We start from the raw sequence: 16,036 nt of genomic DNA on the forward strand, positions 1-16,036 counted from the left end.
ACTTCCATACCTGGGGCCCTTCATGAGCTTGCGACTTCCCCCCTCCACGTCGACCCGCACCACCACCCGGGCGGCGGCCGCCACCAACACCGTCACGGCGCCTCCCGCGGGCCTGCGCAAGGGCGACACGGGCCCCAAGGTGAAGCAGCTCCAGGACGCGCTGGTGAAGCTCGGCTACCTGACGGCGAAGCAGGTGGCCACGGGCCCCGGCACCTTCGGCGCGCAGACCGAGACCGCGGTGAAGAAGTTCCAGGCCGACAAGAAACTTCCCACGACGGGGTACTACGGCGAGCAGACGCAGGCGGCGCTGAAGAAGGCGCTGTCGGGCACGCCGACGACGCCGACGACGCCCACCACGCCGGGCACGAAGCCCGCGGTCATCAGCGCGCCGTCGCCCAACTCCGACAGCCGCAACGGGACGGACATCGACACCATCGTGATGCACCACACGGCGTCGAACGACGGCAAGGCCGACCTGTCGTGGATGCGCAACCCGAAGAGCGGCGTGTCCGCGCACTACATGGTGGACCGCGACGGCAAGATCTATCAGCTCGTCGGTGACGACAAGCGCGCGTGGCACGCGGGCAAGAGCGAGCTGCACGGCGTCCCCACGGACGTCAACGCGCGCTCCATCGGCATCGAAATCGTCAACGACGGCAGCGGCAAGACGCCCTTCACGGAGGCGCAGTACAAGGCGCTGACCGAGCTGACGAGCCACCTGAAGGAGAAGTACGACGTGCCGATGAAGAACATCGTCGGCCACGCGGACGTGGCGGTGCCCAAGGGCCGCAAGAACGACCCGGCGCCGAACTTCGACTGGGCGCGGCTGCGCAAGGGCATCTCCTGAGCTGAGCGTCGTCATGGAGTGAAGCAGGTGAAGCGCGGGTCGAGTGCCTGACAGGGTGCTCCCCGCGCTTCGTGTTTGGGGCGGACATGAAGTGCGCGGCTGAACAGCCGGACCTCACGGCGCTCATCACACTGTGATGACCCCGGTTACACCGGGGCCCGCGCGGCATCGCGTCCCTGCACCTCGAGAGCGTCGTCACTTCGCACGGTTGGCGCTCGCGCCGGCATGGCCTGGGGCTTGCTCAACCGCGCGGCGTCTTCGGCCCGCTTCACCGCGCGCCTCATCGAGGTCATCCATGCGTACCTTCCTCAGCGTCCTCGCGAGCCTCACCACGCTCGCCGCCTGTGCCTCCGAGCCGAGGCGGCTCGCGCCGTCCCTGGACCCATCGAACCCCGAGGCGCCCGAGTCCCCGGCCGCCCCACTCTCCAGCGCGCTCGCGGCCGCGCCTCCCGACGCGAAGCCGCCCCGCGTGCCGGAGGCCGAGAAACCGGCGCCGCCCGATGCGGGCACCCCGCTCTACACGTGCCCGATGCACCCCGAGGTCCAGTCGGACAAGCCCGGCGTGTGCCCCAAGTGCAACATGAAGCTGACGCCGGCGAAGCCCACGTCGGGCCATGAGGGACACGGAGAGCACCGGTGAGACGCGCGCTCGTCGCCGCCGCCCTGGTGTTCACGGGCGGCTGTGCCTCCATCCAGAAGGAGAAGGGCCACGCGGAGGTCGCCACGCTCGTCGAGGAGCGCATCGGCCGCAAGACGCGCTGGAATCAGGGGACGCCGGAGGACGCGGAGGTCTCCCGGCATCTGGACACGTTGCTCGCGGGAGCGCTGACCTCGGACCACGCGGTGGAGGTGGCGCTGCTCAACAACCCCGCGCTCCAGGCGACGTACGAGGACCTGGGGGTGTCCCAGGCGGACATGGTGCAGGCGGGGCTGTTGAGCAACCCGACGTTCGACGGGAGCATCGGCTTTCCGCTCACGAGTGACGGCGTGAGCGAGACGGAGTTCTCGCTGGTGCAGGGCTTCGTGGAGCTGTTCACCCTGCCCTTGCGCAAGCGCGTGGCGCAGGAGCAGTTCATCGCGGACACGCTGCGCGTCGCGCACGAGGCGCTCGCCACGGCCGCGGAGGCGCGCAAGGTGTTCCGCGAGGTGCAGGCGCGGCAGCAGCTGGTGGAGCTGCGTCGGATGGTGGTCGAGGCCTCGGAGGCCGCCGCCGAGCTGGCGACGCTCCAGCACGCCGCGGGCAACCTCACGGACCTGGACCTGGCGACGGAGAAGGCCGCGGCGGAGGAGGCCCGGCTGGAGCTGGCGCGCGAGGAGCTGACGCTGGTGGAGGACCGCGAGCGGCTCAATCGGCTGCTGGGCTTGTGGGGTGCGAGGACCCAGTGGGCCATCGCGGAGAAGCTGCCCGCGCCGCCCGAGGAGGAGGCGACGCTGGAGCGGCTGGAGTCGCTCGCCATCCGGCAGCGGCTGGACATCGATGCGGCGCGTAAGCAGACGGAGCTGATGTGGAACGCGCTGGAGCTGGCGCGCAGCACGCGCTTCTTCGGGCGGGTGGACGTGGGCGTGCACACGCACCGGGACGCGAATGGTCCGCGACTGCTCGGGCCCACGCTCTCGCTGGAGCTGCCCATCTTCGACCAGCGTCAGGCGCTCATCGCGAAGCTGGAGGCGCAGCATCGGCAGAGCGAACGGAGGCAGACGGAGCTGTCGGTCAACGCGCGCTCGGAGGTCCGCGCGGCGCGGGCCCGGCTGCTGACGCTCCGAGGCGTGGCCGAGCGGTATCAGCGCGTGGTGCTGCCGCTGCGCGAGCAGGTCGTCGAGCAGTCCCAGCTCCAATACAACGCGATGCAGATTGGATTGTACGCGCTGCTCGACGCGAAGCAGTCCCAGGTCGAGGCGTACCGCGCGTACATCGAGACGGTCCGCGATTACTGGATGGCGCACGCGGAGCTGGAGCAGCTCGTCGGAGGTCGGCTCCCGGGTGGGAGCCGCGCGACGCCCGCCGCCGCGCCGGAGCATCCCCGCCCAACGCCCACTGAAACCGAAACGCCTTCCGGCCACGGCCACGCGCCCGAGCCTGGCCACGGAGTCACACCATGAAGTCCCTCCTCTCTCCCTTCGCTTCCAGCACGACGGACACGGAGGACCCGACGGCGCGCAAGAGGACCTCCACGGACGAGCGGGCGCCCAGCGCCACGTCCGACGCCGCGTCGACCCACGACACGGAGGTCTCCGGCAAGCTCAGCCGACGGAGCATGCTGGCGACAGCGGGGGCCACGCTCGCGGGCGGGGCGCTGCTGCTCCAGGGCGGCGCCGCGCAGGCGCAGACGGCGGCGCCTCGCGCGAGCCCACCGGCGCGGCGCGACTGGCAGTCCCCCGGGATGCCGAACCGGGACTACCGCCCGGTCATCGTGCCCAACGGGACGAAGCTGCCGTGGAAGCTGGTCAACGGCGTGAAGGTCTTCCACATGGTGGCCGAGGAGGTGGAGCACGAGCTCGCCCCGGGCCTGAAGGTCCACTGCTGGGGCTACAACGGCCAGGTGCACGGGCCCACCATCGAGGTGGTGGAGGGGGACCGCGTCCGCTTCTACGTCACCAACCGGCTGCCCGCGCCCACGACGGTGCACTGGCACGGGCTGCTGTTGCCCAACGGCATGGACGGCGTCGGGGGGCTCAACCAGAAGTCCATCGCACCGGGAGAGACGTTCCGTTACGAGTTCACCATCCGCCAGTCGGGCACGGGCATGTACCACTCGCACCACGACGAGATGACGCAGATGGCGCTCGGCATGGTGGGGCTGTTCATCATGCACCCGCGTCGTCCGGTGGGTCCGCGCGTGGACAAGGACTTCGCGCTGATGCTGCACGAGTGGCGCGTGGACCCGGGCACGCGGCGACCGGACCCGAACGAGATGACGGACTTCAACCTGCTCACGTTCAACGCGAAGGCGTTCCCCGGGACGGAGCCGCTGGTGGTGCGCCAGGGCGAGCGCGTGCGAATCCGCCTGGGCAACCTGAGCGCGATGGACCACCACCCCATCCACCTGCACGGCTACCACTTCCGAATCACGGAGACGGACGCGGGCCGCATCCCCGAGTCCGCGCAGTGGCCGGAGACCACGGTGCTCGTGCCGGTGGGCAGCACGCGCAGCATCGAGTTCGTCGCGGACGCGCCCGGTGACTGGGCGATGCACTGCCACATGACGCACCACCTGATGAACCAGATGGGGCATGACATCCCGAACCTCATCGGCGTGAATCCGGGAGGGCTCGACGCGAAGGTGCGCAAGCTCCTGCCGGGTTACATGACGATGGGGCAGACGGGCATGGGCGACATGGTGGAGATGGGCATGCCCGTGCCGACCAACTCCATCCCCATGAGCGGAGCGCGCGGCAAGCACGACGTCATCACCATGGGCGGCATGTTCACGGTGCTCAAGGTGCGCGAGCGGCTGACGGGTAACGCGGACCCGGGCTGGTACGAGAACCCGCCCGGCACGCTGGCGATGGCGGCCAGCACGTCCGAGCTGAGCCAGGACGGCATCGACGTGGACGCGCCGCCGAAGGCGGAGCCCGCGTCTCCGGGTGGGCTGCCGCACGGCTGAGCCGGGTGCTCGCTCAGCCCACGGCCTCTTCGTCGGAGTCGTCGTATTCGTACTCGCCGACCTGTCCCCAGCTCCCGTCCTTCTTCTGGCGATAGGTGTACGAAATCGACTGGAGGCCCGTCTTGAAGCGCTGGTGCAGGAGGAAGAGCTTCTGCACGGCGACCTCGACCTCCTCGTCCGGGGTGACGCTCCCCTGTCCCTTCCCCGTGGGGGTGATCTGGATGCGGTAGCGCTCCACATCCTCCTCACCGGGGACCCGCTCGACCCGGAGGAGCGCACCCGTCCACTCATCGGGCAGGAGGGAGAGGACCGCCGCGCCCAGCTCGCGGTCGACGGGCAACTGTTCTTCTGAAAGCTCCGTGGCCATGCAGCACCCTTACCATTCGGGAAAGAGGACGACCTAGGTCTTGGGATTGGGAATGACTTGTGAGTGACCCGCGATGGGTTTACCCGAGCCATCGAGCAGCGAGTGAGCGACCTCGGTGGGCCGGCCCGATGAACCTGAGTACTTCGGCTCGCTGACGAACAGGGTGTTCGGCGTGGTCTTCGCGGTGGCGATGGATTTGTTCTCCAGCCGCTTCTTGACGCTGAGGTTCGACTTGGTGCCGTGCTCCGCGATGACGTTCTCGGGCACGTTCACCAGGTCCTGGTTCGCCACGCCGCGCTCCGGCCCCAGATGCCCCCGGTGGTCGATTCCGGATTGGTACCCATCCGGCTTGATGTGGCTGACACCCTCCTTCTTGTACTTCTTGGGTGGATCCAACGGGACCTCGCTGAGCACCGTCCGCCCCTTGCCGTCCAGGAAGTACGTCGACTTCCGGCCCTGGGGGTCGGTGTAGACAATCTTCTTCTGCGCCTGGAGCTTCTTCTTCTTGTGGATGCGGCTCTTGATGGGGAGGGTCAGCAGCGTCTCGACCCGCGTGACGCCCTTGGCGGACTTGCCCCCCTTGGCGCTGGCCTTCCCCTTCTTCGAGTGGACCAGCCCCAGGACGTCGACCTGGTCGAGCGGATGGGGCGCATAGGCATACAGGTTGCTGCCGCCCCCCGTGCCCAGCGGGTCGCTCTGGAGATAGCGCCCCAGGCGAGGCTCGTAGTAGCGGAAGCGGTTGTAGAAGAGCCCCGTCTCCGCGTCGTGATAGTGCCCCACCATCCGCAGCGGGCAGTCCACCGTGGACGCGGCGTCGACCTCCACGTGTCCATACGGCTCGATGCGCGTGGCGCGCCAGACCGGCTGACCTCGCGCGTCCTCGATGCGGGTCGGCGTGCCGTTGGGGCTCGTGAAGAGCGTGTAGACGCGCCCCGTCGAAGGGTGCGCCTCCACGTGCTCGTAGTCCACGAACAGCAGCGGCACCAGGGCGTCGTGGGCCCCATACACGTGGATGCGCAGCCTGCCGTCGGAAGCGTGCTCCGCCGCCAGTCGCTCGCCATCCCAGTAGAACCAGGTCTGCCGCGCCCCGCGTCCGCACCGGATGCGCCGACCGATGGCGTCGTAGTCCGCCGTCCACGGCTCCGCGTGGCCATCCTCGACGCGGATGAGCATGTCCGCGCTGTCGTAGGTGTAGCGGACCCGGGAGCCGTCCTCGCGGTGTCGCTCCGCGATGTGATTGCGGTCGTCGTAGACGAAGCGCTCCCCGTTGGCCTCGACCAACCGGTTGCCCTCCTGGAGCACCACGCCTCGCAGCCCCGGCTTCGCCAGCAGGTTGCCCGCGGCGTCCAGGTGGTACAGGTGTCGCCCGCCGGGGCCGTCCTCCTCCACCAGCCGGTGCGCGGCATCCACCGTGTACAGCGTCTCGCCGTCCACGCTGTCGTGGACGCCGATGCAGTCGCCCTCCGGGGTGCGCTCGTAGCGGACCCCGTGGTGCTGGAGCTGCCCGTCGTCGGTCCAGCGCCACCGCAGTGTCGAAAGCGGCCAGCCCCGGTCGTCATGCTGGCGAAGCTCGCGGGTGCCCTGGGCGTGCTCCCGCAGCACCCACCCCGCCGAGTGCTTCCAGATGGCGTGCGCTCCGCCGGTCGGGTCGACCACCTGGACGAGCGACCCCTGCTCGTCCACCACGGTGGAGGTGAAGCCCAGCACCTCGGTGCGCCGCTCACGGCCCCTCACGGTGTGCACGACGCCCAGGCCATCGCGCAGGTCGCTTCGCATGCGTCCTCGCGCGTCGCGCTCGAGCGCCACCGTGTGCGCGTCCGTGGAGGCGCGGATGACCTGGTCCTCCAGGTCGAAGGCCAGCAAGTGCGTTGCCCCCGAGGCGAGGGCGCACGTCACCAGGTGCCCCTCCTGTTCGTAGTCCAGCCTCAGCAGCCACCTGCCCTGCCCGTCCCGCTTCTCCACCAGGCGGTCGCCCACGTCCCAGACGTATTCGTCCCGCGCCACCCCGTGGCGCGTCACCCGGACGAGCCGGTCCTTCTCATCCCGCGCGTACTCGCTGACGGCGCCTCCCGCGTCCTCGACATGGACCACCTCCTCCGTGGAGGAGTGGGCGACGTGCAGGGTGTGTCCGAGCGCGTCCGTCTCGGACACGACGAGGTTCCACCGGCCTATCCCCCACCGGGTGATGGAGCCGTCCGCGTCCTGGTGCCACACCCGGTTGCCGCCGGTGTCGTATCTCCACGCCTGGACCCGGCCCGCTGCGTCCACCTCCTTGATGCAGCGGCCCAGTCGGTCGTACTCGCGAACCGGGGCGGTCGCCTCCTCCGCCGGGGGGTGGGCCCTCACCAGCGTGGCCAGGACGGTGGACAGCTCCGCGGGGACACGCTCGAGCAGCGTCGGGAGGTCCCGCGTCGCCGCGGACGCAAGCTCCTCCATGCGGAGGCCCAGCAGGTGGCCCAGGGGCGTGACGGGATGACTGAAGAGGTCGGGGCCCGGAGGGTCGGCCTGCGTCTCCGCCGGAGGCAGGCGCTGCCCGAAGGGGTCCAGCAGCCCCGTGTGGGCGCCCTGTGCATCGTAGAGCCAGCGGGTGACCCGGCCCCCTGAGTCCACCTCACGTACGATGCCGCCGTCCGCATCCACCTCCCGCCGGAGCACCCCGCCGTAGGGGTCCACCCGCTCCAGCAACGTGTCGTTCGCGTCGTACTTGAAGACGGAGACTCCGCCCTGGCGCTCCGTGACGCGCGTCTCGCGACGCTCGGCGTCGTATTCGAAGCGGGCCCACCAGAGCCCGTCCTCTCCGGACGTCTCCACGCAGCGCCCCTGGTCGTCGTACTTCCACCAGAAGCGGTAGCCGCCGGGCGTGGTCATCTCCGTCCAGCGGTGCGCTTCGTCATGGACCAGCGCATGACGGCCGCCCTCCGCGTCACACGACGTCACCAGCCGTCCCCGCTTGTCGTAGCCGTACGAGGCCAGGCACTCGGGAGGACCGCCATCGCGCAGCCGCAGGAGCGACGTCATCCGGCCCCGTGCGTCGTAGGCGCAGGCGTAGCGCTGACGTCCGTGCCGCGTCCGCTCGAAGAGCAGGACGAGCCGCGCGCCCCGATAGCGCAGCTCCAGCTCCGCGTCCGGGCTCCGGACGAAGCGCAGGCGCGCCAGCGGCTCCGCGCCCGCCAGCTCCAGCTCGAAGCGCGGCGCATCCGCCTCGCACACCTCGAAGCGCCGGGCGTCCAACCTCCGGAGCACCACGCCCTGCTGGAGCGTCTCCACCTCCCCGGGCCCCATCGGCGTGAAGTCGATGACGCGTCCCTGGCCGTTCTCGTAGCGCCAGGCCTGTCGCATCAAGCGCAGGGTGTGCTGGTACTCGTGTCGGAAGCCCCACCCCAGCGGGCCCTGCTCGGTCACGCGCGCCGTGGTGTAGTGCCGCCGCCAGCGAAAGAGGCCGGGCGGCGGAGACACCGCGTCCGTGAACTCGTCGAAGTTGGCCCCGGTGATGATGTCCACCGGATGTCCACCCGTGCAGTGGACCCCGTTCTGCGCCTTGCGCGTCTTGCGCAGCGCCTTCACCTTGCGCAGCAACGCCCCCAGCAGCGCGAAGCCCGCGCGCATGGCCAGGGCCATCAAGGAGACGGTCGGCGCGCCGCCCACCAGGACCGGCAGCGGGATGGACAGCACCACCGTCGTGGGGAGCACCAGCGACTTCGTGGTCTTCTTCTTCTTGAGCCGGGGGATGGGCGGGATGCCGATGTCCTGACAGCTCAGGACCGGGAGGCCCAGGTAGCTGAAGGCGTCTCCATCCACGGACACCGTGCTGCTGCCCATGAAGAGCTCCGACTCGTTGGCCGGAGGCTTCACGAACACGCCGCCCAGGGGGATGTGCGGTGGCAGCGCGATGCCGGACGAGCCCGCCTGCGCGCGCGGCAGTCCGCCCACCAGCACCGTGGCCCCCAGGACGGGCACGTAGTCGACGGGGTCGAACACCAGCCCCAGGTGCGGATGAGGGATGGGGACCGGGGGGACGGGGCCCGGCGGCTGGACGAGGTGGATGTCGATGCCCAGCAGCAGGTCGAAGTGCTTCGCGGCCGGCATCATGACGACGGCCTCCGCGAGTCCGGGGGGCGCCACGCCGGGCCCAGCAGCCGCGACATCTGCTCCTCGACGACGCCTCGGTGCGCGCGGTACTTCCACGTCCGCGTCAGGCGCATCAGCCCGTCGCCCAGGTAGCCCAGCGTGGACGTGCGGCGCGTCTCCTCGTCCATCCGGTGCGCCACGGGGAAGGCGCGCACCCCGCAGGCCCAGGAGGCGTCATGGTCCCGGGCCAGCTCGTAGCCGTAGGCCGCCATACGCCAGCACTCCAGCAGCATGCGGTCATCCTTCAGTTGCTCGGCCAGCGGCGCCGTGTCGCGATACAGGTCTCCGCTTCGCGAATAGGTGCGAGCGCAGATGAGCGCGCCCCCCAGGGCCATGCGCACCTTGAGTTGCAAGGGGAGGCCCTGCGCCTCACCTCGCTGATGCGCGGCCAGGGCCTCGGCCTCCGCTGAGCGGTAGCAGGCGACGGCCGCCGGGAAGTCCTCCTTCGTCATGCACCCCGTGGCCAGCGCCACGTGGGTCGCGACGACGAGATGGCTCCACTCCTGGGCCTTCGCCACCGCCACCGCTTCGGTCGCCAGGCTTCGCGCCGCCCCCAGGTCCCGCGCCTCCAGGGCGCGGCCCAGCTTCACGTACAGATGCCGGAAGTGGCCTTGTGGCGTGTCCAGGTGCCCGGCCGCCGCGGACACCTCCTCCATCGCCGCGCCCATGTCGAGTCCCGCCACACAGGTGCGGACCCGGCGGGGCTGGGCCCGCGCCAGCTCCGCCAGCGTGGGTGAGGATTGGACATCGAAGCACACCAGCCGGACCTGGGCCGCGTGGGCCTGAAGCACCGTTCGCTCGACCCACGCCGTCCAGTCCGCGGTCGAGGAGACCTCCTCCGGGAGGAGCACGAGCACGAGGTGGCGGAACAAGGGCTGGTGGTGCTCGTGAAAGGACTGCGCCGCCTGCAGGAAGACCCGCGAGTCGTCGTGTCCCGACTCGCGACGAGGTGGCACCCAGGACGCATCCACACCCGCCTGCGCCAGGTCGTGCCGGATGGCGTGGTACTGCGAGGCCATCGCCTCCACGAGCTCCAGGCCATGGTGGGATGGCGCGGCGAAGGGCACCTCCAACCGCAGGAACAGGTCCGGCGACACGCCGCCGTCGTGCTCTTCGACGACGAAGAAGGTGTCCATGAGCTTGCGCTCGTCCGGCGCGAGGACCCAACGAAGCAGGCGCGCGTCCTCGTCCTCCGCGAAGGCCGCCCACTGCGCCTGGAGTCGTTCGACGCGGCGGACGATGGGCGCACGGAGGCTGTCCAGGCTCGTGTTCAGTCCCATGGCCCACCCCGCGCATGGCCCCTGGACACGCAGCAGGGAACCGGAGCGCGCAGACCTTGGCGGACCTCATCGCCTCATGACAAAGCCAGGTGGGCTCGGAGGGTTTGAAAGCCCTCACATCCGCGACGGATTGTCAGACGCCCGACGCCCCATGTCCGGTCCACGGCCGACAAGGCCCGGGAGGTCCGACGAGCCCTCGACCCCGCACGGGTGCTCGATGCGCTCCCGCACGTCGATGGAGGGCGGTGGCCTGGAGTGCTTCACAGTCTCGGACGACGCCTGGGAGGCGTCCGTTTCCGCGGCGCTCGTTCCCGGCCCTTCGGCGCGGCGCTCCCGCGGCGGGAGGACACGGCGGCCGACAGCAGTCGGCGGAAGCGGGGACACTCCAGGTGGCTCGGCGCGGGACAGCTCGCGGCGTGCCTCAAGCCGTCGCGCATGGCGCTCAGTCGCCGGATGGAGCTGTCGAGTTCCTCCGCCTTCTCCACCAGCAGCTTCCGGTCGATGGCCAGGCGCCCATCCGGCGCGAACATCCGGGCAATCTCCTCCAGCGAGAACCCTGCCTCCCGTCCCAGCGCGATGAGCGCGAGCCGCTCCAGCACCTCCGGACCGAACAGGCGGCGCAGGCCCCGTCTGCCCGTCGAGGCGAGCAGCCCCTTCTCCTCGTAGAAGCGCAGCGTCGAGGCGGGTACGCCCGAGCGACGCGCCACCTCGGTGATGTCCAGGTCTTTCATCCACTTGACCTCAAGTCGACTTGAACTGGCACTCTAGCGTCCACAGCACATCTCATCGGTAAAGGAGACACGCGATGACCGCCGGAACCTCATCCCCCCTGGAGCAGGAGGCCCTCTGGAAGGGCCCCGCGGGACACGCCTGGGTGGACACCCGGGAGGTGCTCGAGCAGTTGTTCAAGCCCTTCGAGACCCTGCTCATCGAAGCCGTGCGGGCCGCGGGCGCCCACCGGGTGCTCGACGTGGGCTGCGGAACGGGGAGCACGACGCTCGCCGTCGCCCGGCATCTCGGCACGACGGGACAGTGTGTCGGACTCGACGTCTCCACGCCGATGCTCGCCGTGGCGCGGGAACAAGCCGAGGCACAGCACGTGGCCGCCCGCTTCATCGAAGCGAACGCGGAGACCCATGCCTTCGAGCCCGCGTCGTTCGACCTGGTGATGTCCCGGTTCGGCGTCATGTTCTTCGACGACCCGGTCCGGGCCTTCACGAACCTCCGACGCGCGGCCACCGGTGACGCCCGGCTGTGTTGCATCGCCTGGAGGAGCCCGGAGGAGAACCCGTTCATGACGACCGCGGAGAAGGCCGCGGCGCCCTACCTGACGAACATCCCTCCCCGCATCCCGGACGCACCGGGACAGTTCGCCTTCGCGGACCCGGACCGCGTCCAGCGCATCCTGGAGCAGAGCGGCTGGACGGACATCACCCTGCGCGCCATCGACGTTCCGTGCACCATGCCCGCGCGGAGCCTGGCTCAGTACGTCACCCGGCTCGGCCCCGTGGGTCGGGTGATTCAGGAGCTCGATGAACAGGCACGCGCCCGGCTCGTCGACACCCTCCTCACGGCCTTCAGCCCCTTCGTCCACGGCGACGAGGTGCGGCTCACGGCGGCCTGCTGGCGCATCGAGGCCCGCGCTCCGTCCGTCGCCACGTAGGACGGTGTCCCATTCACTGCTGCCACCACGGTGGCAACAGGGTGGCGGTACTCCGTGCGTCTCACCTCAACCGGGACGCACACGATGTTCACGCTTTCAATCAACTGGCTCGCGGTTCTCCTCTCGACGGTGGCGCTGCAGGTGCTCGGCGCCGCGTGGTACATGGGGGTCATCCCGAAGCCATATGCGCTGGCGCTCGCGCGCACCGACCTGGCGGGCCGCAAGCCGGAGCCCCTCTTCATCGCGGGTCCCCTGCTCTGCGGACTCGTGGTGACGATGACGAGCGCGGTCCTGCTGCGCTCGTTCCACATCGACACGATGTCGAACGCGCTCGCGTTCGGCGTCATCAGCGGACTCGGTTATCTCGTCGCCACGGTGTTCAACGTGGCCATCAACCCGAACATGCCCAGGCCGCTGTTGTACGGGGTCATCAACGCGCCCTACTTCCTGGTCAGCAACCTCGTGAGCTGCGCTATCCTCACCGCGATGGCATAGCGCAGAGGACGCATGCGACGCGCGGACCGGCTGTTCGAGATTCTTCAGGTGTTGCGACGGGCCAAGGGTCCACTGACGGCCAGCGCCATCGCCGAGAAGCTCGAGACCAGTCAGCGCACCGTGTACCGGGACCTCGCGGCGTTGATGGCGCGCCGGGTGCCGATTCGGGGCGAAGCGGGGGTCGGCTACGTGCTGGAGCGCGGCTTCGACCTGCCGCCGTTGATGCTGACACCCAGCGAAATCGAGGCGGTGGTACTCGGAGCGCAGTGGGTGGCGGCCAACGCGGACAAGACGTTGTCGACGGCGGCGGAAGGCGTTCTGGCCAAGGTCGCCGCCATCGTCCCGGAGCACCTGCGCGAGCTGGTCGACGACCCGGTGGTGGGCACTCCACCGGCGAGGCACAAGCACCCGGACGGCACGGTCGACCTGGGTCGGCTGCGGGAGTGGTCACGGAAGCAGCTGAAGCTCCATCTCCACTACGCCGATGCGGAGGGCCTCACGAGCCAGCGCACGGTGTGGCCCATCCTCGTGGGCTACGTGACGGGCGTCCGCGTATTGATTGCATGGTGTGAACTGAGGCGCGACTTCCGCTACTTCAGGACCGAGCGCCTGCTCAGCGTGGACTTCCTCGACACACCCTACCCCGAGCGACGCGCGACCTTGCGCAGACGCTGGGAGGCCCAGCTGAAGCTCGCGAAGTAGAGCAATCCCCACGACTCCGAGAGCGCATCACGCCGGCTGCCCTGGCCCCGGAAAGAGAGCGCCGTCATCGCTCAATGAGCAGCGCCGCACCGCCTTGTTGATGGACGGGTGAGCCGGATGGAGGATGGACGCCGGAATCCTGAGTCCGTGCAAGGCCCTCCGGCTGCCTAGCGGCGGCGCCCTCCGGGCAGCCTTGAGCCGCCTCGTGCTCCGGCTCAGGCTGCAACCCTGAGCGATCCCCGCATTTGAGCGAGCGGATCGCCAGCCGCCTACCTGATAGCCCCGTGCGAGGCTGAGTGGTGGAGTGCAGGAAGAGAGGCCATGCTGGTACGCAAGGTGGCCATCAACGAAGAGCAGGTGCGGGCGTTCCTGGAGAGTTTGTTCGAGGAGGACCTGCACGCCAAGAGGGTGCTGTCGCTGTCGCATGCGACGCTGGGCGTGGTGCACGCCGCGTCGTTGTCGGTGCACGCCATAGGTCAGGCGCTGGCGTGGGCCCGAGGCGGAATGGAGAAGCACGGCATCAAGCAGGTGGACCGGCTGCTGTCCAATGAGGGAGTCGAGGTGTGGAAGCTGGCGGGCGCGTGGGTGCCGTACGTGCTGGCCGAACGCCCCGAGGCGCTGGTGGCGCTGGACTGGACGGACTTCGAGGCCGACGACCACACCACGCTGGTGGCCAGCCTTGTCACCTCGCATGGACGCACCACGCCCCTGCTGTGGATGACGCTGCAGAAGAGCGCGCTGGCGGGCAACCGGGCCCAGGCGGAGGACGAGCTGCTGCTGCGGTTGAAGGAGTGCGTGCCCGACGGAGTGAAGGTGACGGTGCTGGCGGACCGGGGCTTCGCGGACCAGCGGCTGTACGCCCTGCTGGAGCAGGCGGGCTTCGAATACGTGGTGCGCTTTCGCAAGGACGTGCGGGTGCAGGTGGAAGGCGGGCACCAGCGGCCGGCGGCTGAGTGGATACCGGCCAGTGGGCACGCCAAGAAGCTGACGCAGGTGCACGTGACGGCGGACCGCACGTCGGTGCCCGCGGTGGTGCTGGTGCACCAGAAGGGCATGAAGGAGCCGTGGTGTCTGGCCACCAGCCTGGGCACGGCCAGCGCGCGCCAGGTGGTGGACCTCTACTCGCGGCGCTTCTCGTGCGAGGAGACGTTCCGGGACGTCAAGGATTTGAGATTCGGGATGGGGCTGTCCGCCGTGCGGGTGAAGAGCCCCGAGCGCCGAGACAGGCTGCTGCTGGTGAGCGCCCTGGCCCAGGTGCTGCTGACGCTGCTGGGCGCCGCCGGGGAGAGCCTCGGCATGGAAAAGGGCTTGAAGGCCAACACCGTCAAGACGCGCACCTACTCGCTCTTCCGTCAGGGCTGCATGTATTACCAGGCCATTCCCATGATGAAGGAGGAGCGCCTGCGGCCTCTCGTCGAGCGCCTCTCCGAGCTCCTTCACGGCCAGCGGGTTTTCCAAGAAGCGCTTGGCTTCATATGAGGGGATGGCTCAGAGGGGCGTCGACACAGAGAAAAGCAGCATGCTGTTGTAATGCGACTCGCAACCAATACACAAAACCCGGTTTCACAAACCTACGGTGGCCCCAACACCCCGAAGAAAATCTCCCAGATCGAACTCTCGCACTTGGCTACTGGAGACAAGCTCGTATGGACTGTCGCGCACGAACTAGGGCATTCAGTGAATATCCCGCATCATGGGGAAGGAGGAATTCAGGATGCGCACTGGGCGCTTCAACCCAATGGCTCATTCCTTGAATTCGTGAATCAAACGCCACCAGGAGTGCCCATTATCCTAAAACTGGAAGCGACGGGGCAGGTGATTTCGTCAACCATGTCCACCAGTGTCACCCTTTCCACGCAACTACATGGACTATTCAGCGGCGATGAAACATGCTTCATGCGCTACCCAGTCGCAAATGCTATTAAGTACGCGACGGAGCCAGGCGCACGCTACTTCATCAATCCTCCCGAGCCTTTCGGAGTGTCCCTATGCTTAGATGGAGTAGGGAAAACCTTCAACTCGAACCGGACCTATCCAAATGGCAGCCCTCAACCATCCCGCCATGGAAACGCTGCGGCTGGCCGCGGCAACTGCGTACATCGGACATGCGTCAATGACTTTATCATCCTTAGAGGGTGCGCCATGATGAAGCGCTTAGTTTATCCTTTGGGGGTATTGATATGCCTCAAAGGGGGCTTGGCTGCCGCCCAACTCTCGGCACAAGCACATCCCGAACAGCCACGACTCTACGTGACACCCCGCCCAGCCACCCTGGTCCCAGGGTGGCCACTCGTAGTGGACGTGGAGATCGTCCATGCGGAGCGCGGTGATGCCGACGGCTCGAGGGACACCGTGCTCGCACCGGGCTGGCACCAACATCTCCACCTGGATGCATGGCTGCGACCGAGGGGGAACCTCCGAGGCAAGCCCCGCCCTCCGCTACTGAACTGGCCGTTCAATCCCACGACGAATTCTTCCGAGCGACTGGTCGTGAGCCGTCGAGCGACTCCAACCCGCAGACAGACAGTTCACTTCGTACTCGCTCCAGAAGAAACAGCAAGGCTGCAACCCGGGGTCTATCAACTCGAGGCTGAGCTGGCTCCGCAAAGCGTGGAGGGTGGAGGGGAAGGCTGGAGGGTAACGGTTCCCTATAGCGCCCAGCTCACCGTGCAAGCGGCACCGGCTGAGCTGACCGCCTCGCTGGCATGCGATGCCGTGCGAGCCCAAGCAGACTATCAGGTGGCGAGGGGAAACCCGCAGCGTGCAGCCATCGTTCTGGATGAGTTCCTGGGCAAGAATGCCGCGACCGCGAGCGCCATGTGCTGGGGTGCACGCGGCCAGCTCTCGGAACAGGCTGGGCAACTCCGGGATGCAGTGGAGTACTACCGGAAGTCCAACCGCGCTTATCAGCGGGACTTCCGGCACGCGGGCAATCCTGATGCCGTCAGG

Annotated in this window: 12 protein-coding genes; 8 read left to right on the forward strand and 4 right to left on the reverse strand. The window is 68.6% G+C overall.

Annotated features, from left to right (window positions below; all coding sequences use genetic code 11):
- Positions 1–22: 22 nt before the first annotated feature.
- From VZQ01_RS13795 to VZQ01_RS13810, 4 genes are all read left to right on the forward strand, one after another.
- A complete protein-coding gene (locus VZQ01_RS13795) occupies positions 23–847 on the forward strand; it encodes a peptidoglycan recognition protein family protein (RefSeq protein ID WP_426748047.1) in 825 nt (274 codons plus the stop codon).
- Between the two features lie 295 nt (positions 848–1,142).
- Positions 1,143–1,487 carry a heavy metal-binding domain-containing protein gene (locus VZQ01_RS13800; protein WP_223783498.1) on the forward strand — a complete coding sequence of 115 codons (345 nt, stop codon included), beginning with the start codon at positions 1,143–1,145 and terminating at the stop codon, positions 1,485–1,487.
- Complete coding sequence (locus tag VZQ01_RS13805; RefSeq protein ID WP_426748048.1) at positions 1,484–2,947, forward strand: TolC family protein; 1,464 nt, start codon at positions 1,484–1,486, stop codon at positions 2,945–2,947. The genes VZQ01_RS13800 and VZQ01_RS13805 overlap by 4 nt, the downstream gene beginning before the upstream one ends.
- A gap of 155 nt (positions 2,948–3,102) precedes the next feature.
- Entirely contained in the window at positions 3,103–4,452 is a 1,350-nt protein-coding gene (locus VZQ01_RS13810; RefSeq protein WP_426748964.1) for a multicopper oxidase family protein, read from the forward strand.
- Positions 4,453–4,465: 13 nt separating this feature from the next.
- Here VZQ01_RS13810 and VZQ01_RS13815 read toward each other — a convergent pair whose 3' ends face one another.
- The 4 genes from VZQ01_RS13815 to VZQ01_RS13830 all read right to left on the reverse strand — a co-directional run bounded on the left by VZQ01_RS13815 (position 4,466) and on the right by VZQ01_RS13830 (position 10,958).
- A complete protein-coding gene (locus VZQ01_RS13815; protein ID WP_223746078.1) occupies positions 4,466–4,819 on the reverse strand; it encodes a hypothetical protein in 354 nt (117 codons plus the stop codon).
- A gap of 33 nt (positions 4,820–4,852) precedes the next feature.
- Positions 4,853–8,908 (reverse strand): RHS repeat-associated core domain-containing protein, encoded by a 4,056-nt coding sequence (locus VZQ01_RS13820; protein WP_426748049.1) that lies wholly within the window; start codon positions 8,906–8,908, stop codon positions 4,853–4,855.
- Entirely contained in the window at positions 8,905–10,227 is a 1,323-nt protein-coding gene (locus VZQ01_RS13825) for a hypothetical protein (RefSeq protein WP_426748050.1), read from the reverse strand. The genes VZQ01_RS13820 and VZQ01_RS13825 overlap by 4 nt, the downstream gene beginning before the upstream one ends.
- A gap of 260 nt (positions 10,228–10,487) precedes the next feature.
- Positions 10,488–10,958 carry a helix-turn-helix domain-containing protein gene (locus tag VZQ01_RS13830; protein WP_223783502.1) on the reverse strand — a complete coding sequence of 157 codons (471 nt, stop codon included), beginning with the start codon at positions 10,956–10,958 and terminating at the stop codon, positions 10,488–10,490.
- 74 nt (positions 10,959–11,032) lie between these two features.
- Between VZQ01_RS13830 and VZQ01_RS13835 the strand changes: the two genes are divergently transcribed.
- The 4 genes from VZQ01_RS13835 (at position 11,033) to VZQ01_RS13850 (ending at position 14,566) form a co-directional block, all read left to right on the forward strand.
- Complete coding sequence (locus VZQ01_RS13835) at positions 11,033–11,890, forward strand: class I SAM-dependent methyltransferase (RefSeq protein WP_223783503.1); 858 nt, start codon at positions 11,033–11,035, stop codon at positions 11,888–11,890.
- A gap of 84 nt (positions 11,891–11,974) precedes the next feature.
- Positions 11,975–12,385 carry a DUF1761 domain-containing protein gene (locus VZQ01_RS13840; RefSeq protein WP_223783504.1) on the forward strand — a complete coding sequence of 137 codons (411 nt, stop codon included), beginning with the start codon at positions 11,975–11,977 and terminating at the stop codon, positions 12,383–12,385.
- Between the two features lie 12 nt (positions 12,386–12,397).
- A complete protein-coding gene (locus VZQ01_RS13845; protein WP_223783505.1) occupies positions 12,398–13,087 on the forward strand; it encodes a helix-turn-helix transcriptional regulator in 690 nt (229 codons plus the stop codon).
- Positions 13,088–13,408: 321 nt separating this feature from the next.
- A complete protein-coding gene (locus tag VZQ01_RS13850; RefSeq protein WP_223783506.1) occupies positions 13,409–14,566 on the forward strand; it encodes an IS4 family transposase in 1,158 nt (385 codons plus the stop codon).
- The last annotated feature ends 1,470 nt before the right edge of the window (positions 14,567–16,036 follow it).

This window comes from Myxococcus faecalis (assembly GCF_050039385.1).
In the GTDB taxonomy this organism is placed as follows: Bacteria; Myxococcota; Myxococcia; order Myxococcales; family Myxococcaceae; genus Myxococcus; species Myxococcus fulvus.

Bases quoted from the DNA above. Each gene is read 5' to 3' on its own strand.
- VZQ01_RS13835 (WP_223783503.1), top strand. From the start codon at position 11,033: ATGACCGCCGGAACCTCATCCCCCCTGGAGCAGGAGGCCCTCTGGAAG.
- VZQ01_RS13850 (WP_223783506.1), top strand. From the start codon at position 13,409: ATGCTGGTACGCAAGGTGGCCATCAACGAAGAGCAGGTGCGGGCGTTC.
- VZQ01_RS13825 (WP_426748050.1), bottom strand. From the start codon at position 10,227: ATGGGACTGAACACGAGCCTGGACAGCCTCCGTGCGCCCATCGTCCGC.
- VZQ01_RS13840 (WP_223783504.1), top strand. From the start codon at position 11,975: ATGTTCACGCTTTCAATCAACTGGCTCGCGGTTCTCCTCTCGACGGTG.
- VZQ01_RS13795 (WP_426748047.1), top strand. From the start codon at position 23: ATGAGCTTGCGACTTCCCCCCTCCACGTCGACCCGCACCACCACCCGG.
- VZQ01_RS13820 (WP_426748049.1), bottom strand. From the start codon at position 8,908: ATGATGCCGGCCGCGAAGCACTTCGACCTGCTGCTGGGCATCGACATC.
- VZQ01_RS13845 (WP_223783505.1), top strand. From the start codon at position 12,398: ATGCGACGCGCGGACCGGCTGTTCGAGATTCTTCAGGTGTTGCGACGG.
- VZQ01_RS13810 (WP_426748964.1), top strand. From the start codon at position 3,103: ATGCTGGCGACAGCGGGGGCCACGCTCGCGGGCGGGGCGCTGCTGCTC.
- VZQ01_RS13815 (WP_223746078.1), bottom strand. From the start codon at position 4,819: ATGGCCACGGAGCTTTCAGAAGAACAGTTGCCCGTCGACCGCGAGCTG.
- VZQ01_RS13830 (WP_223783502.1), bottom strand. From the start codon at position 10,958: ATGAAAGACCTGGACATCACCGAGGTGGCGCGTCGCTCGGGCGTACCC.
- VZQ01_RS13800 (WP_223783498.1), top strand. From the start codon at position 1,143: ATGCGTACCTTCCTCAGCGTCCTCGCGAGCCTCACCACGCTCGCCGCC.